The sequence below is a fragment of the Rhizobium sp. NPDC092011 genome, assembly GCF_044756305.1.
Taxonomy (GTDB): Bacteria; Pseudomonadota; Alphaproteobacteria; order Rhizobiales; family Rhizobiaceae; genus Rhizobium.
On sequence record NZ_JBIVSO010000001.1, the window covers coordinates 1,703,148 to 1,729,457 of the forward strand.

25 protein-coding genes are annotated in these 26,310 nt (G+C 59.9%); 13 read left to right on the forward strand and 12 right to left on the reverse strand.

The genetic code is table 11. From position 1 onward, the window contains the following. The first annotated feature begins 44 nt into the window (after window positions 1-44). On the forward strand, window positions 45-965 hold the full coding sequence (locus ACIQJ2_RS07755; RefSeq protein ID WP_400668466.1) for an alpha/beta fold hydrolase: 921 nt from the start codon (window positions 45-47) through the stop codon (window positions 963-965). A gap of 219 nt (window positions 966-1,184) precedes the next feature. On the opposite strand, the gene ACIQJ2_RS07760 is transcribed toward ACIQJ2_RS07755, so the two are convergent. From ACIQJ2_RS07760 to ACIQJ2_RS07795, 8 genes are all read right to left on the reverse strand, one after another. Then, window positions 1,185-1,625 (reverse strand): PaaI family thioesterase, encoded by a 441-nt coding sequence (locus ACIQJ2_RS07760; RefSeq protein ID WP_400668469.1) that lies wholly within the window; start codon window positions 1,623-1,625, stop codon window positions 1,185-1,187. A 43-nt stretch (window positions 1,626-1,668) separates the two neighbouring features. Continuing rightward, window positions 1,669-3,000: an MFS transporter gene (locus ACIQJ2_RS07765; RefSeq protein WP_400668472.1), complete on the reverse strand. Its 1,332-nt coding sequence runs from the start codon at window positions 2,998-3,000 to the stop codon at window positions 1,669-1,671. Window positions 3,001-3,061: 61 nt separating this feature from the next. After that, window positions 3,062-4,081, reverse strand: coding sequence for a histone deacetylase family protein (locus ACIQJ2_RS07770; RefSeq protein WP_400668475.1), 1,020 nt, complete (start codon window positions 4,079-4,081; stop codon window positions 3,062-3,064). 24 nt (window positions 4,082-4,105) lie between these two features. Next, entirely contained in the window at window positions 4,106-5,488 is a 1,383-nt protein-coding gene (locus tag ACIQJ2_RS07775; protein ID WP_400668478.1) for an aminotransferase, read from the reverse strand. A 36-nt stretch (window positions 5,489-5,524) separates the two neighbouring features. Beyond that, complete coding sequence (locus tag ACIQJ2_RS07780; RefSeq protein WP_400668481.1) at window positions 5,525-6,349, reverse strand: ABC transporter permease; 825 nt, start codon at window positions 6,347-6,349, stop codon at window positions 5,525-5,527. Continuing rightward, on the reverse strand, window positions 6,349-7,245 hold the full coding sequence (locus ACIQJ2_RS07785) for an ABC transporter permease (protein ID WP_400668712.1): 897 nt from the start codon (window positions 7,243-7,245) through the stop codon (window positions 6,349-6,351). Before ACIQJ2_RS07785 ends, ACIQJ2_RS07780 begins: the two co-directional genes overlap by 1 nt. 2 nt (window positions 7,246-7,247) lie before the next feature. Next, on the reverse strand, window positions 7,248-8,312 hold the full coding sequence (locus ACIQJ2_RS07790; RefSeq protein ID WP_400668483.1) for an ABC transporter ATP-binding protein: 1,065 nt from the start codon (window positions 8,310-8,312) through the stop codon (window positions 7,248-7,250). 25 nt (window positions 8,313-8,337) lie between these two features. After that, the gene (locus ACIQJ2_RS07795; protein WP_400668486.1) at window positions 8,338-9,384 is read right to left on the reverse strand and encodes an ABC transporter substrate-binding protein; all 1,047 of its coding nucleotides are present in this window, start codon (window positions 9,382-9,384) and stop codon (window positions 8,338-8,340) included. A 220-nt stretch (window positions 9,385-9,604) separates the two neighbouring features. Here ACIQJ2_RS07795 and ACIQJ2_RS07800 point away from each other — a divergent pair, with 220 nt between their 5' ends. From ACIQJ2_RS07800 to ACIQJ2_RS07850, 11 genes are all read left to right on the forward strand, one after another. Next, complete coding sequence (locus tag ACIQJ2_RS07800) at window positions 9,605-10,165, forward strand: MarR family transcriptional regulator (RefSeq protein WP_199146084.1); 561 nt, start codon at window positions 9,605-9,607, stop codon at window positions 10,163-10,165. 86 nt (window positions 10,166-10,251) lie between these two features. Beyond that, entirely contained in the window at window positions 10,252-11,178 is a 927-nt protein-coding gene (locus ACIQJ2_RS07805) for a hydroxymethylglutaryl-CoA lyase (protein WP_400668489.1), read from the forward strand. A 9-nt stretch (window positions 11,179-11,187) separates the two neighbouring features. After that, entirely contained in the window at window positions 11,188-11,934 is a 747-nt protein-coding gene (locus ACIQJ2_RS07810) for an enoyl-CoA hydratase/isomerase family protein (protein WP_400668492.1), read from the forward strand. Beyond that, entirely contained in the window at window positions 11,931-13,118 is a 1,188-nt protein-coding gene (locus tag ACIQJ2_RS07815; RefSeq protein ID WP_400668494.1) for a CaiB/BaiF CoA transferase family protein, read from the forward strand. The genes ACIQJ2_RS07810 and ACIQJ2_RS07815 overlap by 4 nt, the downstream gene beginning before the upstream one ends. Beyond that, the gene (locus ACIQJ2_RS07820) at window positions 13,118-13,891 is read left to right on the forward strand and encodes an enoyl-CoA hydratase/isomerase family protein (protein WP_400668496.1); all 774 of its coding nucleotides are present in this window, start codon (window positions 13,118-13,120) and stop codon (window positions 13,889-13,891) included. Before ACIQJ2_RS07815 ends, ACIQJ2_RS07820 begins: the two co-directional genes overlap by 1 nt. Beyond that, on the forward strand, window positions 13,888-15,501 hold the full coding sequence (locus ACIQJ2_RS07825; protein ID WP_400668499.1) for an AMP-binding protein: 1,614 nt from the start codon (window positions 13,888-13,890) through the stop codon (window positions 15,499-15,501). Before ACIQJ2_RS07820 ends, ACIQJ2_RS07825 begins: the two co-directional genes overlap by 4 nt. 2 nt (window positions 15,502-15,503) lie before the next feature. After that, window positions 15,504-16,496, forward strand: a complete 993-nt coding sequence (locus tag ACIQJ2_RS07830) for an NAD(P)H-dependent flavin oxidoreductase (RefSeq protein WP_400668502.1) — start codon at window positions 15,504-15,506, stop codon at window positions 16,494-16,496. Further along, window positions 16,486-17,916, forward strand: a complete 1,431-nt coding sequence (locus ACIQJ2_RS07835; RefSeq protein ID WP_400668504.1) for an NAD-dependent succinate-semialdehyde dehydrogenase — start codon at window positions 16,486-16,488, stop codon at window positions 17,914-17,916. Before ACIQJ2_RS07830 ends, ACIQJ2_RS07835 begins: the two co-directional genes overlap by 11 nt. 71 nt (window positions 17,917-17,987) lie before the next feature. Further along, window positions 17,988-19,595 (forward strand): GMC family oxidoreductase, encoded by a 1,608-nt coding sequence (locus ACIQJ2_RS07840; RefSeq protein WP_400668506.1) that lies wholly within the window; start codon window positions 17,988-17,990, stop codon window positions 19,593-19,595. A gap of 99 nt (window positions 19,596-19,694) precedes the next feature. Then, the gene (locus ACIQJ2_RS07845; RefSeq protein ID WP_400668508.1) at window positions 19,695-20,243 is read left to right on the forward strand and encodes a phosphatase PAP2 family protein; all 549 of its coding nucleotides are present in this window, start codon (window positions 19,695-19,697) and stop codon (window positions 20,241-20,243) included. Between the two features lie 228 nt (window positions 20,244-20,471). After that, on the forward strand, window positions 20,472-21,347 hold the full coding sequence (locus ACIQJ2_RS07850) for a DUF4118 domain-containing protein (protein WP_400668510.1): 876 nt from the start codon (window positions 20,472-20,474) through the stop codon (window positions 21,345-21,347). Between the two features lie 29 nt (window positions 21,348-21,376). On the opposite strand, the gene ACIQJ2_RS07855 is transcribed toward ACIQJ2_RS07850, so the two are convergent. From ACIQJ2_RS07855 to ACIQJ2_RS07870, 4 genes are all read right to left on the reverse strand, one after another. Beyond that, window positions 21,377-22,285, reverse strand: coding sequence for a TIGR03571 family LLM class oxidoreductase (locus ACIQJ2_RS07855; RefSeq protein WP_400668512.1), 909 nt, complete (start codon window positions 22,283-22,285; stop codon window positions 21,377-21,379). Between the two features lie 163 nt (window positions 22,286-22,448). Further along, on the reverse strand, window positions 22,449-22,820 hold the full coding sequence (locus ACIQJ2_RS07860) for a PsiF family protein (protein ID WP_199151482.1): 372 nt from the start codon (window positions 22,818-22,820) through the stop codon (window positions 22,449-22,451). Between the two features lie 137 nt (window positions 22,821-22,957). Next, window positions 22,958-24,085: an S-(hydroxymethyl)glutathione dehydrogenase/class III alcohol dehydrogenase gene (locus ACIQJ2_RS07865; protein WP_400668515.1), complete on the reverse strand. Its 1,128-nt coding sequence runs from the start codon at window positions 24,083-24,085 to the stop codon at window positions 22,958-22,960. A gap of 50 nt (window positions 24,086-24,135) precedes the next feature. Beyond that, window positions 24,136-24,969, reverse strand: a complete 834-nt coding sequence (locus ACIQJ2_RS07870) for a sugar phosphate isomerase/epimerase family protein (RefSeq protein WP_400668518.1) — start codon at window positions 24,967-24,969, stop codon at window positions 24,136-24,138. A 230-nt stretch (window positions 24,970-25,199) separates the two neighbouring features. On the opposite strand from ACIQJ2_RS07870, the gene ACIQJ2_RS07875 reads away from it, so the two are divergent. Then, window positions 25,200-26,129 carry a sugar ABC transporter substrate-binding protein gene (locus tag ACIQJ2_RS07875; protein WP_400668520.1) on the forward strand — a complete coding sequence of 310 codons (930 nt, stop codon included), beginning with the start codon at window positions 25,200-25,202 and terminating at the stop codon, window positions 26,127-26,129. Window positions 26,130-26,310 lie beyond the last annotated feature (181 nt).

Genomic DNA, 26,310 nt, shown 5'->3' on the forward strand with positions numbered 1-26,310 from the left:
GTGACGATCACGGCACGCAGCCGCTCCAAAGAGAGAGCCATTCCATGAGTATATCCGATGCAACATTCGGCGGTACGTTTCCATTTTCGCCGCACTACACCGAGGCGCCCGGCTTTCGCATGCATTACATCGATGAAGGACCGCGAGATAGCGGCGTGGTGTTATGCCTGCATGGCGAGCCCACCTGGGGCTACCTGTTCCGCCACCTGATCCCGATCGCGGCTCAAACACACCGTGTGATCGTTCCCGACCATATGGGCTTTGGCAAAAGCGAGACGCCGACAGACTGCACCTACTGGCTTCAGGATCACATCGACAATCTCGAGAGTTTTGTGCTTGCGCTGGACCTGCGCGACGTTACTCTCGTCATGCACGATTTCGGTGGTCCTGTCGGCATGGGTCTGGCGAGCCGGCAGCCGCACCGAATCCGAAGCGTGATTTCGGCAAACGCACCGACGCCTTTTGGCCAACCTGATCTATTTGATCGGATCATTGCCAATGCGGGTGCTGCCCCCTGGTTCGAGTGGACCAGAAAGGCCAACGAAGATGGTAGCCTCGACGCAGTTCTTGCGCAGCTTTCCTTCAACATTCTGAGCACCCTGAAGCTGAACGGTTTTGAGAACCACACGATCATCACGGACGAGTGGCTGTCCGCCTATGCGGCGCCGTTCGCGACGCCGGCAGACTGCCTCGGCGCAATCGGCTGGGCTAAAGGGTTTGCCACGGGAGCTCACAAGTTCGAGACGCCCGACGCGGCCGCCTATCAGGCTATCCGCGCCAAGCCGGCATTGGCAATCTGGGGAGAGGCCGACCGCACACTAGCCGCCGAACATTTCCTGCCGCTGTTTGCCGCGATCTTCCCGAAAGCCCCGATCAAACGCCTCCCCGGCGTCGGACATTATTGCTTCGAAGATGCGCCGGAAAACGTGGCAAGCCTCATCGTGGATTTCATCCGCCGATCCTAACATAATGCGCCCGAACTGACGCGCAGAAAACATGAAGGGTCGCCGATAGATGGTTTTTATTAGAAACCATCTATCGGCACCACACATCAGGAAGTCGGCCTCCATAGCCTAATATCGAGCATTCAACTCGGGAATCGGAGACGGTTCCGGCAGATGCCGGTCGTGCCCGGTGCATCTGCAAACCCTTTGCGAAACCGTAAAGGCCAATCGCCAGCCAGGTCAGGAAGCTTCGATCGCAATCCACACGCCTTTCTTTTCAGTGATACGCCAGATGCTTCGAACTATTGCAACGGCCTGCTCATCCGATGTTAACCTGACCTCCACGAACGCCAAAGAGAGCCCCAGCTTGTCGATAACGCACTCGCAGGTCAGCGGCAGAGTGACGGAGGCGGCACGCATAAAGTGAACATCCGTCTGGACAGTCGTGAAGCCGCAATCCGGTGCCGCTCCTCGCAAGGTGTTGGCGGCTGCAATATCGGCCAGCGTCATGATGACACCGCCATGAACGACACCGCTCCTGTTTCGATGATGTTCTTGGGGATCAAGGCGATAAAGGCTGCGACCATCACCTTCGATCCGGCCGAAGATCGGGCCGACCAACGCAGAAAAACCTTGGCTGTCGAGCCGGGTCCATTGATCGGAAGAGGCGGGAAATTCCATCAGTCCCTCGCTGGTTGAAAATCGATGAAGCGCCGACGATAGATCACCGGTGCCTCTCGCGCAGCGCCGAGGCTGGAATGCCGATCAGCAGGATCAGGCTCGCGATCGCTATGATCGCCGCCGAAATCTGCAAGCCGAGCGAGAGCGACCCGGTCGCACTGCGAATATAACCAAGCATCATCGGTGTCGCGGCGGCGGCGACTGAACCCATCGCCGTCGAAATGGCGATCCCACTCGCCTTCGCCTCGTCCGAGAGATAGACCGACGGAATGGACCAGAAGACCGTAAGGCCGCTGTAGTGCGCAGCGGTCATGACTGCGATCAAGACCATGGTGAGCACGGGTTGACCGATGGAAAACGACAGGGCGACAAGCGCTCCGGCGCCGATCAGTTCGCAAACGGCGGCATGCCAACGTCTTTCAAGGGTTTTGTCGGAATGGATTCCGACCAGGATCATGACGACGATACCGACGATCGGCGGAAGCCCCGCAAGCAGGCCTATGTCCAGCACCTCCTTCACACCGGACGCGTTGATCAAGAGGGGTGACCAGAAGGATACGGCATTGGCCAGCGTATAGGTGCCACAACCGATCAAGCCGAGGATATAGACGCGCGGATCGCTGAGTGCTTTTCGAAGTCCCGATGCATGCTCACGCTCTCCCTGCTGCTTCTGCCGGCGCTCGTCGGCAAGGTCCGCTTCGATGACGGCTCGTTCTTCCTTTGTCAGCCACGCGGCATCGGCCGGCCTGTCCTGAAGCCAGAAAAATGCCGCGAAACCCAGCAGCACGGCAGGTATTCCCTCGAGAAGAAACAGCCACTGCCAGCTTTGGAACCCCAATGCATCATCGAAGGTGCGCATGATCCAGCCCGACAACGGCGATCCCACGATACCGGAAATGGGAAGTCCCAGGAAGAAGAGCGCGGTTATCTTCGTGCGCCTCGTCGATGGAAACCAATAGGTCAGATAGAGAAGCACGCCCGGAAAGAACCCCGCCTCGGCCATGCCGAGCAATATGCGCGCGCCGTAAAACTCGTAGGGTGTCCGGACGAACATGGTGAGCGACGTCATCAGCCCCCAACCGACCATGATACGCAATAAGGTTCGCCTCGCGCCGATACGGGCAAGAAGGAGGTTGCTTGGCACCTCGAAGAGAATGAAGCCCACAAAGAAAAGGCCCACTCCGATTCCGTAGACCTCGTCCGAGAAATCGAGGTCGGTTCGCATATGGATCTGCGCAATGCCGACATTCGTCCGATCTATGTAGTTGGCGATGTAGCATAACATGATAAGAGGCATGATGCGCCAGGCGACCTTTTTGTATGCAAGATCACGGACATGGCTGATCGCCGTCGCTCGCGGTGCAAGCTCCACCATCGTTTCCTCCACTTTTGATTGAGGTCAGACGGGCGCGACGCGCAACCGCCGACGCGTCGGATCAGGCGTTAAAGCCGATCAGAAAGCTCTGCAGCAGGTTCGGTAGCCGCGGCGAAGGATAGCCTCCCTCCTGCACCACCAAAGTCTTCCGGCATAGTTTACCCAGCCGCTCCCCCATGCGCCTGAAGCCGTCTTCATCGACCTTCATGCAAGCGAACGGATCGTCCGACGAGGCATCTAGGCCGAGCGCGACGATCATCACATCCGGCGCGAATGAAGCCGCTGTATCGCAGGCAAGACCCACGGCATCCAGATAGACGTCGCTGTCACTTAGAAGCGGCACCGGGATATTACGATTGAACCCGTGACCACGCCCGACGCCTCGTTCGTCCGCATAGCCGGAGTAATAGGGATAAAGATGGGCGGGGTCCCCGTGCACGGAAACCGTCAACACATCCGAACGATCATAGAAGATGGTCTGCGTGCCGTTGCCGTGATGCACGTCCACATCGACGATCGCAACGCGCAACCCCTTCTGCGCTACGAGCTCGGCTGCGATCGCCGTATTGTTGAGGTAGCAGAAGCCGCCTGCCTTGTCGGCATAGGCGTGATGGCCGGGCGGACGGCTGAGGGCATAGACACGTTCCTCCCCGTCCAAGACCCGCCGCATCGCATCGGCTGCCGTGTTGGCGCTGGCCTTGACGGCCTCCCACGTCCCTTCGAGGAGCACGCAACTGGCGTCGGCCTGGAAGTATCCGGCGCGGCCCAATATATCGACCGGCTTGCGGTTCATATGAACAGTCGGATGCACACTGGCGCGCATCTCCGGCCCGTTGGCCGGAGATCTCTGCCATTCGGCAAACCCGTTTTGCAGGAAGTCGAGATAATCGGCATCATGGACGGCGGCAATGACGTCGCCTCCATGTTCAGCCGGCGCAACGAGTTTGGCGCCGAACATCTCAAGGCCCTGCCTGAGCATGATGATGCGATCCGGCTGTTCCGGGTTCGGCGCGAGCCTACCTCCCGCCAGCCGGGTCAACGGCCGGTGCAAAGACTGACGATCATCGAATACGGCCAGCATCTGGCTTCCCTCCTTGATCGGCTCTCAGTCGAGCTTGCCGCCGGTGCGAGTATAATCGTCGAGCGCCGTGTCGAGCGCACGCTTGAAGCGGTCGGAGATTTGCTCAATCTGCGCAGTCGTCGAGATCAGCGGTGGTGCGAAGGCGATGGCCGAGCCGAGCGAACGGCAAACGAGACCATTCTCGAAGGCGTGGTTTTGCACTCCGAGACCGAACTGGAGCTCGGGAGCAAAGGCTTCGCGGGTTTTCTTGCTGCGTACGAGTTCCACACCCCACATCAGGCCGACACCGCGAACTTCACCAACGAGAGGGTGATCAATCAGCGGGCTGAAGAGCTTGCCCATATGGTCGCCGAGCGCCTTGACGCCGTCTATGACGCCTTCCTCCTCATAGATGCGCAGCGTTTCTACACCCACCGCGCAGGCGACCGGATGTGCACCATAGGTATAACCATGGCCGAACACGCCGATCTTCTCGCTTTGCGCCCGCATCCCCTCATAGATCCGCTCCGAAAGCAGAACGGCAGACAGAGGCATATAGGCCGAGGTCAGCGCCTTCGCGCAGGTGATGATGTCCGGGTGCATCTCATAGGTTTGGGTTCCCCACCAATTGCCCGTGCGGCCGAAACCGGTAATGACTTCATCCGCGACAAGAAGCACATCATGCTTCTTCAAGACCCTCTCGATCTTCTCGAAATAGGTCTTCGGAGGCAGCACAACCCCACCAGTCCCCATAGCAGGCTCAGCAAAGAAAGCAGCGACCGTTTCCGGCCCTTCGGCAACGATCAGTGCATCGAGCTCTTCCGCAAGGCGCGTCGCAAAATCCTCTTCGGTCTCACCCGGCAGTCCCTCGCGGTAAAAATGCGGGCAAGTCACGTGCAGGAAGCCGTCGAGCGGCAGGTTCCAGTCGCGATGAAGATGCGGCAGGCCGGTGATGCTGGCCGACGCGATCGAGGTGCCGTGATAGCCACGCTTGCGGGCGATGATCTTTTTCTTTTCCGAGCGGCCCTGCGAATGGAAATAATACCAGATGAGCTTGACGGCCGTATCGTTCGCTTCCGATCCGGAGCTCTGAAACAGAACCTTCGACATCGGCACGGGCGCATGGCGCAGCAGCCGATCCGAAAGCTCGATGCCCGGCTCAGTCGCCCGGTGGGCAAAATTCTGATAGTAGGGCAAGGTGTTGAGCTGGCGTGTGGCGGCATCGACAAGACGCTTCTCGCTCATCCCGAGTGCAGCACACCACAGGCCCGACATGCCTTCGATATATTGCTTGCCTTCATCGTCGTAGACATAGGCGCCCTCGCCGCGAGCCATGATCGTCGGACCAACCTTTTCGTGAAGAGCCAGATTGGTCTGCGGATGGATCTGCACGGCGATGTCGCGCATGCGAAGTGAATTATGAAGCATGATTTCCTCCTGAACACGGCCGAGCAGGCCGTCATATTAAATAGCGGCCGCCTTGGTTTTCGGCCGTCGGATGAATTGGGCGCCGATCAGAATGATGATCGATGCCACCACCAGCATCGACGAGATGGCAGCGACCGTCGGGTCGACCTGATCGCGGATGTTGGCGAACATGCGTTTTGTCAGGGTCGAATTCGCACCGCTCGACACGAACATCGAGACGATCACCTCATCGAACGAGGTGATGAAGGCGAAAAGCATGCCCGACAGAATGGAGATCTTGATCTGTGGCAGGGTGACGGTGAAGAAAGCATATGCTGGCGACGCTCCGAGGCTGCGGGCCGCGCGCTCCTGGTTCATGTCGAACCCTGAAAGACCGTTGGAAACCGCGATCATGACGAAAGGGATGGCAAGCGTCGTATGCGCCAGGATCAGCCCCGTCAGCGTGTTGTTCATTCCTACTCTCGCAAAGACGAAGAACACGCCGATCGCAACGAAGATCAACGGCACCATCATCGGTAACAGAAGAACGCCCCTGATCACAGCATTGAAAATGCTGGTCGATTTGAAGAGCCCGTAGCTGGCGAGCGTCCCGAGCAGGGTCGCAAGCACCGTCGTGGCGCCGGCAACCTTGAATGAGACGATGGCCGACTGCCGCCATTCCGGAGACGAGAAGAAGGCATCGTACCAGCGCAGGCTCCAGGCCCGCGGCGGAAACTCAAGGTACTGCGACTCCGAGAAGGACATCGGTATGACGATCAGACAAGGTATGATCAGAAACGCCAGGATCAGCGCGACGATAGCATAGAGCCAGAGCCGGTCCGTATGGGTGATCTGGGTCGACGTAGCCGGAGCTCTCAACATTACACGCCCCCCTTTGTGACGCTTGCGGCCTTGAATAGCGCGCTGACGATCCAGAGGATCGCGCCCGTGACCACGAGCAGCACGACGCTGAGCGCGCTGGCCGCCCCCCAATTGGAGAATTTAGCGATCATGTCGGCGATCTGGGTCGACCACATCGCGACGCGGCCGCCGCCCAGCAAGGCAGGCGTAAGATAGTAGCCAAGGCACAGTACGAAGATCAGCGCGACGCCGGTGGCGACGCCCGGCAGCGACAGCGGCAGGAAAACCTGGCGAAAGGCTTGCGCCGGAGAGGCCCCGCAATTGGCGGCTGCACGCATCAGAACGGGATCGATGGTTTTCATCGACGCATACAGCGGCAGGATCAGAAACGGCAGCATGATATGGACCATGCCGATGATCGTACCCGTCAAATTGTTGACCAGCGGCAGCGGCTCCGAGATGAGGCCGAGATTGACGAGCCAGGTATTGATCAGCCCCTGGCGCTGCAGCAGCACGAGCCAGGCGTAGGTGCGCACCAGAACCGACGTCCAGAATGGCAGGATGATGAATATCATCAGGATCTGCGCCGCTCGGTCGGAAAGCTGCGACAGAAGATAGGCAACAGGATAGCCGAGCACGACACAGACGACGGTGACGATCGCCGCCACTTTGAAGGTCGTCAGGAAGCTGTCCACATAGGCCGGCCGCAACAGGCGTGCATAGTTTTCCGCCGAAAGCGCGCCCGAGGCATCGTAGAGCGACATCCAGGCCAGCCAGGCGAAGGGGATGATCAAAATGACCGTCACGAGGCAGAACGCCGGCAGCGACAGGCCGACAAAGATCAATCCGGTCTTGCGCTTTGAGCTTTGCAGCACACCGATATTGAGCCGTGATGTCATGACATTAGCATCGACCATCGTCACAGGCGGGCTCCTTCGACGACGACGCTTGCCTCGGGCGACATCCATAGTGCCAGCTGGTCACCGGGAGCCGGCAAGGCAACCGTCTCGCTGCCAGTGTGCCGGATCGAGATTTCGGTATCCTCGCGCAGCTCCAGCGACACCATGTAACTGTCACCGAGATAGGTCACGTCGGTCACTGTCCCTTCTATGCGGTTGTCCTGCTCGGCATTGCCCTGCCAGCGCAGCCGCTCGGGACGAACCATGAGCCAGGCGTCATTGCTTGCAATCTGAGGCTCTCTTGCAAGCCTCAACACCCGCCCATCGAGCAGGAAGGTCGAACCATTGCCCCTCACCGCAACGAAGCGCGTATCGCCCATGAAGCCGGCGACAAACTTGCTGTTCGGCGCATCATAGATGTTCTTCGGCGAGTCCAGCTGCATGATGCGGCCGCCGTCCAGGACAGCGATGCGATCGGACATCGTCAATGCCTCCTGCTGGTCGTGGGTGACATAAACCGTCGTCATGCCGAGTCTGCGATGCAGACGCTTGAGCTCGATCTGCATGTGTTCGCGAAGGTTCTTGTCGAGTGCCGAGAGCGGCTCGTCCATCAGCAACAGCTTCGGCTCGAAGACGATGGCGCGCGCCAGAGCCACGCGCTGCCTCTGCCCGCCCGACAGCTCATTGATCCGTCGGCCGGAAAGATGCGCCATATGGACGGTCTCCAGCGCCTTCATCACCTTCGACTTGAGTGTCCCGGCCTCGACCTTCCGCAACTTCAGTGGATAGGCCACGTTCGCAAAGACATCCATATGCGGAAAGAGTGCGTAATTCTGGAAAACCATGCCCAGATCGCGCTTGTGCGGCGGCTTGGTGATGAATTCCGCATTATCGACGAGAAGACTTCCGCTATCCGGCCGTTCGAAGCCGGCAATGACATTCAGGAGTGTCGTCTTGCCCGAGCCTGACGGACCCAGGAGCGTCAGAAACTCTCCGGCGGCGATGTCGAGCGATATGCCGTTCAGAGCCTGGTAGCTTCCGTAGGCCTTGCAAATCTGGCGTATCGAAACCGAACCCGATGTCATTGCCATTCTCCGTATTCGATATGCGTCAGTTCGACATCAGCAGGCTGTAGTCCTCGCGCACGAGGGCATTGTTATCCCGCCACCAATTGGCATTCAGAAAAGTCTGCTTCCTGACGTTTTCGGGGGACATGTTCGACTTCGCAAGAACGTCCGCCGAAAACTTCTTGACCTCGAAGGCCTTGGCGTTGGTCGGACCGTAGTAAGGCATCATTTCCGGAATTCGCGCCTGCACTTCGGGTGACACGACACCTGCAATGAACTTCTGCGCCGCGGCGACATGCTGCGAGCCTTTCAGGATGGCCAGGCAGCCATAGCCAAGAATGGCATCCTGATAGGTATATTCAACCGGTGCGCCATCCGTGATGACGTTGGCGACGCGGCTGCCCCAGATCGCCATCATGTCCACTTCCTTGTCCTTGATGAGTTGCGCCGACTGGGCGCCCGAAGACCACCAGACCGCGACATCCTTCTTGATCTTGTCCAGCGATGCGAGAGAACGCTTGGTATCGAGCGGATAGAGCTTGTCCTTGTCGACACCATCGGCCAGAAGGGCGATTTCCATCATCTCCTGCGGATAGGTGCTGAGCGCGCGACGGCCGGGGAAGTTTTTTACATCCCAGAGATCCTTCCAGGATTGGGGCTTTTTGTCCTTGTAGACATCCGTGCGCCAGGCGAGCACGACCGAATAGGTGTTGGTCGCGATCCAGTTGTCGCCATAGGCGAGCTTGTCGAAGCCATTGGTGTCGATGACCTTATAGTCGAGCGCCTCGAACAGTCCCTCCTTGCCGCCGACGGCACATTCGTCGGCACCGAGATGGACGACATCCCAAGTCGGAGAGCCGGACTGGACCTGAACGCGGACTGCGGCGAGCCCGTCATGCGTCTCCTCTCGCAGATCAACGCCGGCGGCATCGGCCGCCGGCTGCCAGATCGTTTTGCGCAGATCGGTCTGCAGGTTGCCGCCAAAGCCGGCGATGGTCAGCGTCGTATTCGCAGCCGAAGCCGGAACCGCAAGTAAAGCCATCATCGCCGCACCCAATAGTCCGGCCACTCTATGCCGAAGCGAAATCATGCTTGCTCCTCCCAAGAGACAGATCCAATGGCGTCCCGTCGTTCCCCTGACGGGATCGACACGGTCGACAAGTCGACAGCACCATGCCAATCTAGTTCACAGACTTAACTATATCGTTCACCTTGTCAACTATATTGATGCGACATTTTGCGACGACATGGCAGAGAGCGCAAAGTTTCGCTACGCCGGAACACAACAAGACCCATGAAAGGAATGCAGAGTGCGAAACCGCGACGAACTTGAAGCGAAATCCGGCAACTACTTCGAGCGACACGCCAGCGACACAGCGAAGGAAGCAGATATTCGCGACCTTTTTTCGTTTCAATTGCAGCGGTTGGCGGGGCTTTCGACGCGAATCGCAGCTCTGTCGATACGACCGAAATACGGCGTCACACCGCGGGAATGGCGCGTCCTGGCCGTCCTCAAATATCTGGGGGAAGTGCCCCTGCAGGAGCTGGCAAAGCACAGCGGCCTACTCAAAAGCCAGATGAGCCGCACCGTTTCGACAATGATCGAACGGGGATATATCGCCAAAACAGCCAATCCGGATGATGGCCGCAGCATATTACTGACACTCAGCCCCGAGGGCCTGGATCTCTCACGCAAGATTCTGGACGATTCCTTCCAGCGCAACGAAGAAATGCTCTCGACATTGAGCCATGCAGAACAGCAAATTCTGGTGGAACTCTTGCGCCGCGTCACCCGGACAAGCAGCAAATACTATCACGAGCTGCGAAGCTCCGCCTCCCAGTCGGATCTCCGCAGCATGGAGGAGGAATGAGGTGCGCGGAAATTTTCCAGAAGAAATTTAGTTGACAATGTGAACAAATAAATCCATCTCTACCAACAGTCGGATGGAGGTGAGGCATGTCGGCCAGGGTCATAATCTGTGAATGTTTTGCACGTGACGGGCTGCAGCACGAAGCCGCCGCCATTTCCACCAAGGAAAAGATTTCGCTGATCGACGCCTTCTCGGCTGCGGGCTTTCCGCGCATCGAGGCGACAAGCTACAGCAGCCCCGTACATGTCCCCGCCTTTGCCGATGCGTCCCAGATATTGGCAGGCATCCGCAAGCGGCAGGGATCCAGCTACAAGGCCACCTGCCCTAATCCAAAAGCAGTCCGACGCGCGCTCGCTGACTTGGAGGCCGGCCATGGCGCAGATGAGATCAGCCTTCTTGTTTCTGCGACTGAATCACACACGCAGCGCAACCTGCGAACGACACGAGACGCGCAATGGGCAAACGTCGCCGAAATGGTTGATCTCGCCGCCGGTCGCTTCCGTCTGATCGGCGTGATTTCCATGGCGCTCGGCTGCCCTTTCGAGGGCAAGGTGGATCCTAACTCCGTGCTTGCCGATCTCGCACGTTTTGCGGAACTCGGCGTCACCCATGTCTCAGTCTGCGATACCACCGGCCACGGAACGCCAAGCAGCGTGCACGGCCTTTTCGAACGAATCATGCGCGAACTGCCGGACGTGACGGCCATCGCGCATTTTCACGACAGCCGCGGCACCGCGCTTGCCAATTGCCTTGCCGCCCATGAAGCTGGATGCCGCTGGTTCGACAGCGCAATCGGCGGCGTTGGCGGTCATCCCACGCAGATCACTTACGGCGAGGGCTATACGGGAAACGTGGCAACGGAAGATCTCGTCAACCTGTTCGAGGCGGAAGGGATCGATACTGGCCTCGACCTCTCGAAGCTGCAGGAGGCTTCCCGCCTCTGCGAGGCAATCCTCGGGCGCGAACTGCTAAGCAGGGTCGCACGCAGCGGCTACGGCCATTTCGCAGCATAGGATCGGGAAATGACTGAACCACACACATCCATTCTTCTTGTCGAGAGCCGCGGCGCGGTTCGCATCATTACGATGAACCGACCCGACAAGCTCAACGCATTGAACACCGGACTGACGCAGGCGATCCATGATGCGCTGCTCGAAGCGGATCGCGCCCCGGAAATCCGTGCAATCGTGCTTGCCGGCAGTGGCCGCGGCTTCTGCGCCGGCGCCGACCTCGCCGAATTCGACACGCTGACCCCGGACAACCAGGATCTCGTCGACAGGCGCGCCGATCTGACGTGCCGGACGCAAGCTATGATGCAGGGCCTTTCCAAACCGATCGTCTCGGCCGTGCAAGGGGCGGCCATCGGCGGAGGCGCCGGCCTTGCCATCGGTTGCGATATGATGGTGGCCGCCACCAACCTGAAATTCGGCTATCCGGAATTGAAGCACTCGATTGTCCCGGCCCTGGTCATGACCGGGCTGCAACGGTCGCTCGGTCGCAAGGCAGCGTTCGAAATGATCAGCCTCGGACGGTTGATCGGTGCCGACGAAGCGCTTTCCCTTGGCCTGTGCAATCGTGTCGTCGCACCGGATGCACTGCTTGATGCGGCGCTCGAGATTGCCGAAGCCTGGGCGGCGGCCAATCCGCTTGCCATGGCTGCCGCCAAGTCCCTCTACTACCGGGTTGGCGACCTTCCCTACGACGAGGCGATGGTCGCAGGCCGTGAGCTCAACGCGAAGATGCGCAGCTTCCGTAGGGAGGCGAAATGAAACCGCTCGACGGCATTCGCATCCTGGACTTCTCGCGCGTTCTGGCCGGCCCGATGGCAACGCAGATCCTGGCCGAACTCGGCGCGACGGTCACCAAGGTAGAAAGACCGAAAGGCGGAGATGAATCCCGCCTCTTCGAACCCCGGCTTCCGGGTGGCGAAAGCGCCTATTTCTTCGCTTTCAATCGCGGCAAGCAATCGCTCACGCTCAATCTGAAGTCGCCGAAGGCTCAGGATATCGCCGCCCGGCTTGCCGCGCGCCACGATGTCGTGCTCGAGAACTTCCTGCCCGGCGATATGGACCGCTTCAATCTCGGCTATGCCCGCCTCTCGGCGCTCAATCCGGGACTGATCTACGTGTCCAACACCGGCTTCGGTCAGACCGGCCCCTATCGCGACCGTGCAGGTTACGACACCGTGTTCCAGGCGCTGTCCGGCGTGATGCACCTGACCGGCCATCCGGACTCACCACCAGCGAAGACCGGCGTACCGATTGCCGATATGACGGCTGGCCTGTGGATCGCCATCGCTATTCTCACCGGGCTGGTGGGGCGTGGACGCAGCCAGAAAGGTTGCCATATCGATCTCGCCATGATGGATATTCAGGCGAGCCTTCTCGCTCTTGCCGCGGCGCGGCTTTTCGCACTGAACGAAGACATATCGAGATCCGGCACCGAACATCCGGGCAGAGTACCCTCGGCCGCATTCCAGTGCCGCGATGGCGGATGGCTCCACATCAGCGGCAGCGATCAGCATTGGCTGCCTATGTGCCGAGTGCTTGGGCTCGACGATCTGGCGTCAGACCCTGTGTTGGCGCCGAATGCCGGGCGCGTCGCCAACCGCAAGCGGGTGATGGACAATATGAGGACGGCGATTGCCGCACGCGAGCGGGCAGAGCTCGCGGAGGCGCTGCGCGCAGTTGGCATTCCTGCGGGCGAAGTCAACACTGTCAGGGAGATCCTCAACGATCCCCATATGCAGGCTCGCGAAGTGGTCGGATCGTTCGTTCACCCGACCGAAGGAGAATTCCCAGCCCTGCGCACGCCGATCGGTTTCGATGGCTTCGAACCGCCGGAGATCGGCTGCCCGCCGCTGCTCGGTGCCGACACCGAATTTCTGCTCAAGGACGAATTGAATTTGAGCGACGCCGATATCGGCGCGCTCCGCAGCGAGGGGGTCATCTAATGACGTCAACCCAGGATGCCGTATCGGTGACGCAGGATGGTGCGATCGCCCGGATCGTTCTCAATCGGCCACAGGCCCGTAACGCACTTAATCTGGAAATGTGCGTTGCGCTTCGCGAGGCGTTCCAACGAATGGATACTCAGCCCGATATCCGCGTCGTCTTGCTGTCGGCGAATGGGCCGGTCTTCTGCGCCGGCGCCGATCTGAAAGAGCGAGCCGGCAAGGATGAAGCCTGGGTGATCGCCCGCAGACATGCCTCCTTTGCCGCATATGATGCGATCGGGCGCTGCGGCAAGCCCGTCATCGCCCTCACGCAAGGCCCGGTCGTTGGCTCGGGCGGTGAAATCCTGATGAGCTGCGACTTCGTCGTCGCCACGGAAAAAACCACCTTTCGCTTCCCCGAACCGCAATGGGGAACGGTAGGCGCCACGCAGCGGCTGCAACGCGTCATCGGCCGCATGGGCGCAAAGGAACTGCTGTTCACCGGCCGCACGATGCCTGCCGAAGAAGCCTATCGGCGGGGATTGGTCGCTCGGATCGTACCCGACGAAACATTGGCGCAGGTGGGACAGGAAATCGCCGAAAGCGTTGCCTCTGCTCCACCGCTCGCGATGGCACTGACGAAGCAGGCCGTGGACCTCGGCCACGAGACGAATCTCGCGAACGGCATCCGCATCGAAATGGCAGCAATCGAACGCTGCCTTGCCGACGGGGGATGGCGATCCGGCATCGAAAAATTTTCTGAAGCGATTGGCAACAAGGGTGGCAAATGAGCATTTCTGATCTTGCGGAAATTTGCCCGCTTACGGTTTCTTCAGCCCTGCGGCGCGCAGCGACCGTTGCGCCCGATGTCGAAGCGATCGTTGCTGCCGGCGGCAGACTGACCTTTCGCGAACTCGCCGGCAAGGTTGACGATACCCGCGCAGCGCTCGCAGCCGCAGGCGTTCGTAGAGGTGACCACGTCGGCCTGTGCCTTGGCAATTCAACCGACTGGGTCGTGATATTTCTTGCGCTCGGCTCGCTCGGAGCCGTCACGGTGCCGATCAATACCCGCTTCGTCGCCGCCGAGATGGCCTATGCCTTGAGGCAGTCGCGGGTCAGCACGTTCATCACGTGTGATCGCTTCCTGAAGATCGACTTCATCGGAATGCTCCGGGAGATCTGCCCGAGCATAGATGGCGGCCTGCCTCATGACGCCTTGCCCGATCTGCAGAGGATCCTGGTGCTCGGCAAAGACGTGCCCGCAGCTGCTACCAGCTGGCCCGACCTCTGCGCGAAAAAAGCGGAACCGATCGCGCCCTGTGACGAACCTGACGACATCCTGCTGATCCAATATACATCCGGCACCACGTCCTTCCCCAAAGGTGTATTGCTCAGACATCGCAACATGCTGCCAAACGGCTACCTGTCCGGCATGCGGATGGGTTTGCGGCCCGGCGACCGGTTTCACAGCGCCCGCCCGTTCTTCCACGTTGCCGGCACCACGCTCTCAATCCTCTCCTGCCTTCAGCACGCCGTCACGCTCGTCAGTATGGAGCGCTTCGAGCCCGGCGAGGCGCTGCGCCTGATGGAGGAGGAACGCTGCACGCATTTCTCGGGCAACGACACGATGGCGTTGATGCTGCTGTCGCATCCCGATCTGCAGCAACGTCGCCTCAGCCTTCGCGGCGCCTGGCTCGCCGCCTCGCCGACCATCGTCCGTCGTGTCATCGATGAACTCGGTGCCCGCGAGTGCGTCGTCGGCTATGGCCTGTCGGAAGCATCCCCCAACGTTTCGCAATCTTGCTGGTGGGAAGCGGAGGAAATTCGCGTCAGCGCCGCAATGCGTGTGCAGACTGGTGTCGACGTGCGCATCCGCCTCGACGACGGCCGCATTGGAGACACCGGCGAGACCGGAGAAATCCAGGTTCGCGGCTGGAATGTGATGAAGGGCTATTTCGACAAGCCGGAGGAAACCGCCGCAGCGATCGATGGCGAGGGTTGGCTGTCGACGGGCGATCTTGGCGAACTCGATGCCGCCGGTCGCCTGAAATTCCTCGGCCGCGCCAAGGATATCGTCCGCGTCGGCGGCGAGAATGTCTCGCCCGCCGACGTTGAAAACGTGCTGCACCAGAACAGGCTCATCCGCCAGGCAGCGGTCGTCGGCATACCCGACAAACGGCTTGTCGAGGTAACCGCTGCCTTCATCATCCTGAATGAAGGTTGCGTGGCCACGCCCACCGAGATCATCGACTGGTCGAAGCGAGAAATGGCCGGTTTCAAGGTCCCTCGGCACGTCTGGATCGTGCCCGATTTCGAGTCGATCGGCATGACGGCCAGTTCGAAAATCCAGAAGAAGCAGCTTGCCGCCCATGCCCGCAGGCTCGCGGGCCTCGAGGTATAGTTATGCGCATCGAAACCAGTGTCACCAAATTGCTGGGCATCGATCTGCCGATCATACAGGCGGGCATGTCCTGGGCGTCCTCGAACTCCGCGCTGCCGCTCGCAGTCTCCAATGCCGGTGGCCTCGGAGTGCTCGCGGCTGGCCCCATGTTCCCACATCATCTCGAAGAGGCGATTGACGAGATCAAGGCCGGGACAGAGAGGCCCTTCGCCGTCAACCTGCCGCTTTATCGCGAAGGCGCCGAGGCGATCATGGACATGCTGATCGAAAAGCGCATTCCGGTGCTGATCGCTTCACAGGGCGGCCCGAAGAAGTACGTCGACCGCTTCAAGGCTGTCGGAACCATCTGCCTGCATGTCGTATCCGGCGAAGTGCATGCCCGCAAGGCCGCCGACGCCGGCGTCGACGGACTGATCGCCGTTGGTGGCGAGGCAGGCGGCCATCCGCCGCCGGAGCTTGTCTCGACCCTTGTCCTCGGTCGCGCGATCGCAAAAGCCGTCCCGGACATGCCGCTGATATTGAGCGGTGGCTTTGCCGACGGCCATGGTCTAGCCGCCGCGCTTTCGCTCGGCGCCGGCGCTGCTCAATTCGGCTCTCGCTTCATGATGTCCAGGGAAGCACGGCTGCACCCCGCCTATCAGGATCTGCTGGTCAAGGCGGGCGTCGCGGACACGATGGTCGTCGGCCGTGGTTTCGGCGTCATCCGGGTCGTTCGCAATCGCTTTGCCGAGGAGATGGCCAAAGCCGAAGCCGACGGGCTTTCCGACGATCAGCGCAAGGCGTTGTTCATCGCCAGTTCGCTGAAGGCCGCCGCCTTCGACGGCGATGTGAGCGGAGGGAAGGTCGAGGCGGGCCAGAGTACCGGCCTTGTTTCCGAGGTTCTCCCAGCCGCGGAGATCGTCCGCCGTATCGCAGCCGAATATGCGCAAGTCCTGAGCGCCCTGCCAACGCCCATTTCCGAAAGCAATCCGAGGAAAATAAGCCATGTTGAGTAAACCGCTATTGATCGACGGCGCCTGGCGTGCCGGCTCTGGAAGCCGCACCGCCGCCGTTAAGAATCCCGCCACCGGACAGATCATCGCAGAGCTTTCGATCTGCGAACGCGCGGATCTCGACGACGCGCTTGCCGCAGCACAGAAGGGCTTCCAGATATGGCGGAAGATGACGGCGCTCGAGCGCTGCCGCATCATGCTTCGCGCCGCCGGCCTCGTACGCGAACGTGCCGAAACGATCGCCCAGCATATGGTACGGGAACAGGGCAAGCCGCTTGCCGAGGCGCGTGGCGAGGCCAATGCCGCTCCCGAACACATCGAATGGCATGCTGAGGAGGGACGTCGTGCCTATGGGCGTGTCATTCCGGCCCGTATTCCCGGCGCACGCCAGATGGTAATCAGGGAGCCGGTTGGGCCCGTCGCCGCCTTCTCGCCGTGGAACTTTCCGATCAATCAGCTTGTACGCAAGATCTCGGCGGCGCTTGCCGCCGGATGCTCGATCATAGCCAAGCCGCCGGAAGAGACACCTTCCGCCTGCATCGAGCTGGCGAGGGCCTTTCAGGAGGCAGGCGTACCGAACGGTGTCATCAACATCGTTTTCGGTGTGCCTGCCGAAGTATCCGACTATCTGATCGCCGCGCCGACAATCCGCAAGATCACGTTTACCGGCTCGGTTCCGGTCGGCAAAGCGCTCGCAGCGCAAGCGGCTTCGCATATGAAACGCTCGACAATGGAGCTCGGCGGTCACGCACCTTACATCGTTGCGGCAGATGCGGACGTTGCCGCCGCGATAAAACTCGGCGTCATGCTGAAATATCGAAATGCCGGCCAGGTCTGCGCCTCGCCGACACGCTTCTACATCGAAGATTCGGTTTACGACAGCTTCCGAGATGGTTTCATTGCCGGCGCTAAGGCATTGAAAGTAGGCGATGGTCTTGCCGATGGCACGCAGATGGGACCGCTTGCCAATCCACGCCGTCTCGATGCCATGGAAAGCTTCGTCGAGGATGCTGTCGCGGCCGGCGCCAAACTGGAATGCGGTGGACGGCGCATCGGCAATGCAGGCTTCTTCTTCGAGCCCACCGTCCTGTCCGATGTGCCGGAAACCGCACGCATCATGAACGACGAGCCGTTCGGTCCGGTTGCCGCCTTGGTGCGCGTCGGATCCATCGACGAGGCGATCGAACGCAGCAACCGCCTGCCCTTTGGTCTTGCTGCCTTCGCATTCACCCGTTCGCTTGCGACCGCCGACCGTTTCGCTGCCGAACTCGAAGCCGGCATGGTCTCGATCAACCACTTCGGTATCGCTGCCGCGGAAACGCCGTTCGGTGGCATCAAGGAAAGCGGATACGGCAGCGAGGGCGGAGCGGAAAGTCTCGACGCCTATCAGACCGTGAAATTCGTCAGCCACATCGGCGCCTGAGGCACCGCTTTTTTCCTGCGCCGGCGAACGGCGCAGTCTCTTGTCACGCGCGGCGGAGGAGCTGACTGCGAATGAAGGTCTTCGATTACATCATTGTCGGCGGGGGATCTGCGGGCTGCGTCGTCGCAAACAGGCTGGTCTCGGCAGGCAAGCGCGTGCTCCTGCTGGAGGCAGGGCCACGCGACAATACGCCGTTTATCCATATACCCGCGACCTTCGTGCGGGTGCTCGGCACGAAGCGGACCTGGATGTACGAGACCGAACCCGAGCCCGGCGCAAACGGCCGTGTGCTGGTGGTTCCACAGGGCCGCACGCTCGGCGGCGGCTCTTCGGTCAACGCGATGATCTATATTCGCGGCCAAGCGCAGGATTACGACACCTGGCGCGACCTTGGTTGCGATGGCTGGGGATTTGACGACGTGCTGCCGATCTTCAGGCGTTGCGAGGACAACGAAACACTGGCGGGAGACTATCATGGCACGGGTGGGCCGCTGAAGGTGTCAGAACCGAGGTTTCGCCATCCGATCAGTTCTGCTTTCGTGCGAGCGGCCCAGGAAGTCGGCCTGCCCTTCTCCCATGACTTTAATGGCGCGTCGCAGGAAGGCATCGGCTTCTATCAGACGACGACGTTCCAGGCGCGTCGCGGCTCGACGGCGGCAACCTACCTCAAAGCCGTCCGGAACTCGCCATTGCTGACCATCAGCACGGAGAGTGCCGTCCAGAACATCCTGATGGAAAACGGCGCGGCCTCGGGCATCGTCTATAGAACCACCGACGGCGTCGAGCATACGGCCAAAGCCGCGGAAGAAGTCATTCTGTGCGCGGGCGCGTTGGCAACGCCCAAACTCCTGATGCTCTCCGGTATCGGTCCGGCGGAACGCCTGTCTTCGCTCGGCATTCCTGTTTTACGCGATCTGCCCGGCGTCGGCGAAAACTTCCAGGACCATATCACCGCATCGGTCTACGGCATCACCGACCGACCAATTTCGCTGAAGGGGCAGGACCGAGGGTTCCGCGCCGCCATCAACGGACTGCAATATGCGCTGAACCGGTCAGGCCTGCTCGCGTCCAATGTCGTGGAAAGCGGAGGCTTTATCGACACTTCGGGCTGCGGGCGGCCAGACATTCAGTTTCATGTCACGCCGGCCCTTGTCGGCGATGCATCGCGCGGCCAGATGGACGGGCACGGGGTATCCATCAATCCGTGCATCCTGCGCCCGGAGGCTCGAGGCAAGATATCGCTCAGAACCCGGAACGCCGATGATCCCATCATCTTCGTCGGCAATAATCTGACGAAGGAAGCCGATGTCGATACGCTGGTGCGCGGCATCAAGCTTGGCAGAAAAATCCTCGCAGCGCCCGCAATGAAAAAGCTCGGTTTCGGCGAGCTTGCCCCAGGCGACAGCGCACAGACCGATGAAGCCATCGCAAACCACGCCCGTTCCATCGCCAAGACCGTCTATCACCCGTCAGGCACCTGCAAGATGGGCCGCGATGCGATGGCGGTGGTCGATCCTCAATTGCGCGTCGTCGGGGTTCCTCGCTTGCGGATTGCGGACGCATCGATCATGCCGACCCTCGTCAGCGGCAACACCAATGCGCCCACCATCATGATCGCCGAGCGCTGCGCGGATTTCATTCTCGCGAAGAATGAGGCATCGCTCGGGGCATCGCATTAGCTTCCGCTCCCGAGCCACCCGGCAACGCAATAGCTGTTCGATAGTTCAGGCAGCTGTCAGTCAAGTGCTGCATCCCATCGCCAGACGATAGGAGACCCAATGTACGCACTCGATGCAGCCATCACGGGATGGATCAATAGCCTGTCCGGGACCGGAGGTTTCGACCAGACGATGATGATGCTCTCGGTCTACGGCGTACCTCTGCTCGTCCTTGCTGTTGCTGCTCAATGGTGGACGGGCTCCCCGCCGGCTAAAACGCGCCACGTCCTGATTGCCGCGGGCCTGAGCTTTTTGATCGGACTTGCGATCAATCAAGTTATCCTGCTCTTCGTGCAGCGCATCCGACCATATGACGCCGGCATCACCCGGATCTTGATCGAGCGCAGCAGTGATCCTTCCTTCCCGTCGGATCACGCCACGGCGTCTTTCGCGATTGCGGCAGCCTTCCTGTTTCATAATCGCGCGAGGCAAGGCTGCCTCTTTCTCCTGTCTGCCCTCCTCGTTTCCTTCTCGCGCGTCTATCTCGGCACCCACTATGTCAGTGATATTATTGGAGGCGCGTTGACCGCGACGCTCGCGGCCGCTCTTGTCAAATCGCTGTATAAGCAGGAAACGCGGGTCGATCGGTTTCTCACCAATATCCTCTGAATGGCGGGGGCGGCCATTCCTGCGCCCGCACATTGCTTCAGCGGGGTAGGTGCTTTCGGCAACGCGCGGAGGTTCCTGGGGCCGGTCAGAGCCTTCGCGAGCGCGCGAAGGCTCTCGTCATGACCCGCCGCGGCCACGCCTTTATGAAATGCTTATAAAGCGCTGCGGATTTCCGCATGGAATTCAAATGCCCGATGATCCACCTTCATTGTGAAGGAGAATCCGGCCATGTCGATGAACAACCATATTGATGACGCCGCAGGTCGCGCAATGGCAAATCCCGTGACGCGCGATATCGGCCTTTCAGGCATCCCTTCGGTCATCCAATATCTCGGTTCACTGGTCATGACGGGTATGGCCACCGCAATCGCGGCCGGATTTGATCGTTACGAAGCGATACCCAATTTGTCGCTTATCTATGTTCTGCCCGTCGTCGCCAGCGGCGTCGCCTTCGGTCTTGGCCCTGCGCTGCTTTCCGCACTTCTCGGCGCCCTCGCCTACAATTTCTTCTTCACCGAGCCTCGTTTCTCTCTCGCCGTTACCGATACCTCCAACATCTGGGCAATTGCGCTCTTGTTCGTCATAGGTTGCATCACAAGCACGATTGCAGCAACGAAGCGGCACGATTCCGCCGAACTTGACCGCCTCCATTTCTATCAGGCCAAGATGAGGGTGTACGCTCGACAAATGCTCGCCGTGAGATCTGCGCGGCAAGCGACTGAGATCACACGATCAGTCCTGACAGCGCTTTTTGATCTCCCCGTCACGCTCGTCTTCATAGACGGCGACGAAGCATCGAAAGTTGAAGGCGAGGAAAAGCTCACAAAGCTCGAGATGGAAGCGGCAAAAATGGCGGCCGCTTCGAATGAAGTCGTGACTGCCGGCGTCTATCCCTTTGACCAGTCGAGGTTCGATTTCTGGCCAGCGCCCACGAAGGCCGACCACGCGATTGTCATCGGCGTGGCATTCAATCCGCAACACCGCCCGCAAAATGCCGACGCGACGGTCGAGATGATCGCATTGATGCTTTGCACAGCGCTCGATCGCCATGAGCGTGAGGCAGCCGAGCATGATTTCGACGCCGGCCCGTCCAAGCGCCAATAATGCGCTGACGCTTTGCAACGCGGGACACGCTATCGCAGGGCCGGCATGACCTCCGCGGCGATTTCCTCCATGACCTCGGCTGGAGACCTCTTATCCGAAATCAGATTGAATGCGACGTGATGAATGCCTGCCTCCCGCATGGCTGACAATGTCCCAATCAGCGCTCGCCGTCCCGATCTGGCGCCGAGATTGATCTCCTCGTAAATGGCGTCGGGTTTATCGAGCAATTCCAGCACCATCGACTGACCGAAACCGCGAAACTCCGTGGTGATCTTCAATTGTGCATTGTGCCAAAGTGCCAGCCGATCCTTTTGCACCGGCAGCGGACGATAGTAGGTCATCCATCCGGCTGCATGCCGGGCAATCCACTCCAGCGATTGCGCCGATGACCCCACCGCCACCATCGGGATAGCGGGCTGCTGCAAAACAGGCCTTATGGAAAATTCCTCGCGAAGATTACCCTCTTCGTCGGTCACGGCCTGATCCGGGCGCAATGCAGCGGCGAGACGATCCCAACGAGACTGGAAGAGTGTCTTGCGGTTTTCGACATCTCTGCCGAAGATTTCATATTCACTCGGCCTGTCGCCCGAGCCTAGCCCGAGGACAAACCGTCCTTTCGAGAGCGCTGCGACGGAAAGTGCTGCCTTGGCGATATGCAGCGGGTGCCGCAAAGGCAGGACGATCGCGCCGGTTGCCAGATGAATTTGGGAAGTGGTCGCAGCCAAAGCACCCAGGAAAACCCAAGGATCGGCATGCCCGATCGGATCGGGATAGCTCTCGCTATTCAGGGGGACATCCCTCACCCACAAGACGTCGAAACCCAATTTATCGGCGTGGGCTGCCGTCGCAAGTTGTGTGGGGAATTGAATATCGGCTTGTGTTCTTGCCTGAGCCGGCAAGACGATGCCCAGTGAAAGCTGATCTGGATGAAAAAGCACGGTGCGTCCCGAAACATATTGCTCTCACAAAGAGATAGGTTCGATCTTCTCTGAAAAAAGAGCTATGTCGCCGCGCATGACAAGTTGGTGCAGAGCCCGAATTGAGTGGCTCGCCTTTTAGTCGGCGAGCCATGCTTCCGCTAGGAAAAGTCCGTGCTGAGATTTAGGCCGCAGCCACGCACTGCTTGACAAAGTCGCGCAGCGCCTTCTTCTCCAAGCCCTTTGCGGTGCCCTGGTCGTGGCAGGTCTTGCGTTTCGCCAGTACCGGATATTTCTGCTGGAGACAGCTCTTGACGGCATCCTTGCGTGCCTGGCCCTTGAGGCCCTGCCCGGTCGCATCCTGCCGGCAAGCCTGGCGAGCCGTCTTGATTTCATCCTTTGATGGCATCGCCGAGGAAGGTGCGGAAGTGGACGAGGTCGCAGCGGGAGCCGGTGTTGCCGTCGTCGCAGGGGTCGTTGTTTGCGCGAAGACCACGGTTGCCGAGGACAGGGCGAAGAGAGCGGCGGCGGTCACACTTAGCAGCTTGCGGGTCATGGGCATATCCTTTTGCCTGAAGGCCATTCATGTTCAAGCCACCGACCTCGTCAGGAGGCCGGCGTTCTTCTTGAACGATGGTCTTCGATTTATCCGTCGCTCGGACTGCCAAAAAACTTCCAACGCGCTTCAGCCCGTCAGTAAATCACGACACCCCTGACACTTTTTCCCGAGTGCATGAGCTCGAAGCCCTTGTTGATGTCTTCGAGCGGCATGGTGTGGGTGATCATCGGATCGATGATGATCTTGCCCTCCATGTACCAGTCGACGATCTTCGGAACATCGGTGCGGCCACGGGCGCCGCCAAAGGCAGTGCCCATCCACGAGCGGCCCGTCACCAGCTGGAACGGACGCGTCGAAATCTCCTGGCCGGCGCCGGCAACGCCGATGACCACGGACTTGCCCCAGCCGCGATGCGAAGCTTCGAGTGCCTGGCGCATCACCTTGGTGTTGCCGGTGCAGTCGAAGGTATAGTCGGCGCCGCCGATCTGGTCGGCACCGCGCTTCGTCATGTTGACGAGATAGGGCACGATGTCGTCGCCGACTTCCTTCGGATTGACGAAATGCGTCATGCCGAAGCGCTCGCCCCAGGCCTTCTTGTCATTGTTGAGGTCGACGCCGATGATCATGTCGGCACCGGCAAGCTTCAGGCCCTGGATGACGTTGAGGCCGATGCCGCCAAGACCGAAGACGATGGCGGTCGCGCCCATCTCCACCTTGGCGGTGTTGATGACGGCGCCGATGCCCGTGGTCACGCCGCAACCGATGTAGCAGATCTTGTCGAAGGGCGCGTCGGGATTGACCTTGGCGACGGCAATCTCCGGCAGCACGGTGTAATTGGCGAAGGTCGAGCAGCCCATATAGTGATGGATCTTGTCCTTGCCGATCGAGAAGCGCGAGGTGCCGTCCGGCATCAGGCCCTGGCCCTGGGTCGAGCGGATCGCCGTGCAGAGGTTGGTTTTGCGGGAAAGGCAGGAGGGGCATTCGCGGCATTCGGGCGTGTAGAGCGGAATGACGTGGTCGCCCTTCTTGACCGAGGTCACACCCGGTCCGACATCGACGACAATGCCCGCACCTTCATGGCCGAGGATGGCGGGAAACAGGCCTTCCGGATCGGCGCCCGACAGGGTGAAATCGTCGGTGTGGCAGATGCCGGTCGCCTTGACCTCGATCAGCACTTCGCCGGCCCGAGGTCCCTCAAGCTGAACCGTCATCACCTCAAGTGGCTTACCGGCCTGCACCGCGACTGCTGCTCTTACGTCCATGGAAATTCCTCCAAAATCAATAGTCTATTCGAGATGTCTCGTCTGATTTGTTAGCTGGCAGTTCTTGCCCACAAATCAAGGATTTCCTGCCTCATGAGGAGGGATTCCTCCCAACGGTCGGTGCTGTCTTCACCGTCCCTTCCGGTGATGGCATAGGGCTTCGGTCCCAGCTCGCAGGTGAAGGCAAGCGTTGCGTCCTTACCGGCCCGCTTGCGCCAGCTCCTGAAACCATAATCCCACCAGCCGAGGAAAAGATCGACCCAAGGTCTGTGATGCGGGAAGGAGATTTCGATCTGAACCTGTTCGCGCGAGGCAACGCGGCCATGAAAGGCCCAGGAACTATCCAGGATCCGATGAATAAGCGCATGGTTTTCCTCGGATACCGGCCAGGAAAACTCCCGCCCGACGAGGAAATGGGAGATATCGCCAAGTAGCCGCAGGTTCGGCAGCCGATCGAGCAAATCGAGCGTGAAGAACAGGTCGGTCGTCATCCGGTCGCGGTGGGTCTCGATCCAGACATCGATGCCGGCCTCTTCCGCCAGCCGCTGCCAACCTTCCAGCAAAGGGATGCAATCCTCCAGCCGACGCAGTCGCACGTCCGGCTGAAGACAAATGTGATGAACATTGAACTCAGCCGCGACTTCCAACGCCGGCTTCAGATCGTCGACGGTCTTGGGGAAGCATTGCCCCTCCGCCTGCAAACCATGCTGTTTCAGAAGGCCTGCAATCCGGGCAACGACATCGCGGTCATACCAATGGGTACTGATGCCATCAAAGCCGGCAGCAGCAATCTTTCCGATATTCTCCTCCAGGGAGAGCTCAGGATAACGCGCGCTGCGTTGCTCCATGGACCAAAGCGACTGGAATATAAGCAAACTCTGCATAGTTCCTCCCGTCGCAGCGGGTTGCTCAGATCACGAATTCCAAGTGTTTGCCAGCTGATCCGATGATGGGTTTTGATCATCGGTACGTTTCATTGCAAAGCGGATGTATTCGCCCGCTCACCGACCGTCGGCATGATGGTTTTTCATCAAAATACTCCCGGACGCCGACCAGCTCCATCGATAACTCTTTCCTAGCGGTCACTTGGGCCGCCGTTTCCTGGGAGGAGAACATGTTGAAGTTTTTGAGCGCCAGCGCGCTCGCGCTCGTGCTGTCATCGCAAGCCCATGCCGCCGATCGGATCGGTGTCTCGATGGGTTACCTGACAACCAATTTCCAAACCTTGATCGCCAATGGAATGCAGGACTACGGCAAGACCAAGGGCCTGGATCTGCAGGTGGTCGACGCCGCCAACGACGTCAACAAGCAGCTCGATCAGGTGCGCAACTTCGCGGCTGGCGGCGTCTCGGCCATCATTGTCGACCCGGTGGATTCGGACGGAACGCCGGCGATGAGCAAGATAGCGGCGGATGCCGGTATTCCGCTGATCTACGTCAACATCCAGCCGACGGACCTGACGACACTTGCAAACAAGCAGGCCTTCGTCGGGTCGAATGAAACCGAATCCGGCACGCTGCAGACGAAGGAAGTCTGTCGCATGCTGGGCGGCAAGGGCGACGTCGTCGTCATGGTCGGCGATCTCAGCAGCCAGGCGGCACGCCAGCGGACGCAGGACGTGCATGACGTCCTGAAATCAAGCGACTGCAGCGGCATCAAGGTCGTGCGCGAGCAGGTGGGCAACTGGAGCCGCGTCGATGGCGCAGATCTCGTCTCGAACTGGCTGACGTCCGGGCTGAGCTTCGATGCGGTCATCGCCAACAATGATGAAATGGCGCTCGGCGCGATCTCCGCAATCAAGAATGCCGGCGGCTCGACCGACAAGACGATCGTTGCCGGCATCGACGCGACGCCGGACGCATTGCAGGCGATGAAGTCAGGCGATCTCAAAGTCACGGTGTTCCAGGACGCGAAGGCACAGGGCCGTGGCGCCGTCGATACCGCTCTGAAGGCCATCAAGGGTGAGCAGATCGACCGCGAAGTGTGGATCCCCTTCAAGCTGGTGACACGGGAAAACATGGTTCAGTTCGAGAGCCTGAACTGACGAGGCAGGCATCGGCGACGAGGAGCGCAGCTGCCGATGCCAGGGAAGGAGGAGCCATGGAGCCCCCTTCCCATCCCCATCGAAGCTCGACGAACATCTCATCGCCGTGAGCAAATTTCATCAAATCAATGCTGTCGTTTCCAGTCGACACCGCTGACACTGACTGCATCGTTTCATTTAC

What these genes read in the sequence shown, in the direction of transcription:
- ACIQJ2_RS07755 (WP_400668466.1), top strand. Translation starts at nt 45, where the DNA reads ATGAGTATATCCGATGCAACATTCGGCGGTACGTTTCCATTTTCGCCG.
- ACIQJ2_RS07760 (WP_400668469.1), bottom strand. Translation starts at nt 1,625, where the DNA reads ATGGAATTTCCCGCCTCTTCCGATCAATGGACCCGGCTCGACAGCCAA.
- ACIQJ2_RS07765 (WP_400668472.1), bottom strand. Translation starts at nt 3,000, where the DNA reads ATGGTGGAGCTTGCACCGCGAGCGACGGCGATCAGCCATGTCCGTGAT.
- ACIQJ2_RS07770 (WP_400668475.1), bottom strand. Translation starts at nt 4,081, where the DNA reads ATGCTGGCCGTATTCGATGATCGTCAGTCTTTGCACCGGCCGTTGACC.
- ACIQJ2_RS07775 (WP_400668478.1), bottom strand. Translation starts at nt 5,488, where the DNA reads ATGCTTCATAATTCACTTCGCATGCGCGACATCGCCGTGCAGATCCAT.
- ACIQJ2_RS07780 (WP_400668481.1), bottom strand. Translation starts at nt 6,349, where the DNA reads ATGTTGAGAGCTCCGGCTACGTCGACCCAGATCACCCATACGGACCGG.
- ACIQJ2_RS07785 (WP_400668712.1), bottom strand. Translation starts at nt 7,245, where the DNA reads ATGGTCGATGCTAATGTCATGACATCACGGCTCAATATCGGTGTGCTG.
- ACIQJ2_RS07790 (WP_400668483.1), bottom strand. Translation starts at nt 8,312, where the DNA reads ATGACATCGGGTTCGGTTTCGATACGCCAGATTTGCAAGGCCTACGGA.
- ACIQJ2_RS07795 (WP_400668486.1), bottom strand. Translation starts at nt 9,384, where the DNA reads ATGATTTCGCTTCGGCATAGAGTGGCCGGACTATTGGGTGCGGCGATG.
- ACIQJ2_RS07805 (WP_400668489.1), top strand. Translation starts at nt 10,252, where the DNA reads ATGTCGGCCAGGGTCATAATCTGTGAATGTTTTGCACGTGACGGGCTG.
- ACIQJ2_RS07810 (WP_400668492.1), top strand. Translation starts at nt 11,188, where the DNA reads ATGACTGAACCACACACATCCATTCTTCTTGTCGAGAGCCGCGGCGCG.
- ACIQJ2_RS07815 (WP_400668494.1), top strand. Translation starts at nt 11,931, where the DNA reads ATGAAACCGCTCGACGGCATTCGCATCCTGGACTTCTCGCGCGTTCTG.
- ACIQJ2_RS07820 (WP_400668496.1), top strand. Translation starts at nt 13,118, where the DNA reads ATGACGTCAACCCAGGATGCCGTATCGGTGACGCAGGATGGTGCGATC.
- ACIQJ2_RS07825 (WP_400668499.1), top strand. Translation starts at nt 13,888, where the DNA reads ATGAGCATTTCTGATCTTGCGGAAATTTGCCCGCTTACGGTTTCTTCA.
- ACIQJ2_RS07830 (WP_400668502.1), top strand. Translation starts at nt 15,504, where the DNA reads ATGCGCATCGAAACCAGTGTCACCAAATTGCTGGGCATCGATCTGCCG.
- ACIQJ2_RS07835 (WP_400668504.1), top strand. Translation starts at nt 16,486, where the DNA reads ATGTTGAGTAAACCGCTATTGATCGACGGCGCCTGGCGTGCCGGCTCT.
- ACIQJ2_RS07840 (WP_400668506.1), top strand. Translation starts at nt 17,988, where the DNA reads ATGAAGGTCTTCGATTACATCATTGTCGGCGGGGGATCTGCGGGCTGC.
- ACIQJ2_RS07845 (WP_400668508.1), top strand. Translation starts at nt 19,695, where the DNA reads ATGTACGCACTCGATGCAGCCATCACGGGATGGATCAATAGCCTGTCC.
- ACIQJ2_RS07850 (WP_400668510.1), top strand. Translation starts at nt 20,472, where the DNA reads ATGTCGATGAACAACCATATTGATGACGCCGCAGGTCGCGCAATGGCA.
- ACIQJ2_RS07860 (WP_199151482.1), bottom strand. Translation starts at nt 22,820, where the DNA reads ATGACCCGCAAGCTGCTAAGTGTGACCGCCGCCGCTCTCTTCGCCCTG.
- ACIQJ2_RS07865 (WP_400668515.1), bottom strand. Translation starts at nt 24,085, where the DNA reads ATGGACGTAAGAGCAGCAGTCGCGGTGCAGGCCGGTAAGCCACTTGAG.
- ACIQJ2_RS07870 (WP_400668518.1), bottom strand. Translation starts at nt 24,969, where the DNA reads ATGCAGAGTTTGCTTATATTCCAGTCGCTTTGGTCCATGGAGCAACGC.
- ACIQJ2_RS07875 (WP_400668520.1), top strand. Translation starts at nt 25,200, where the DNA reads ATGTTGAAGTTTTTGAGCGCCAGCGCGCTCGCGCTCGTGCTGTCATCG.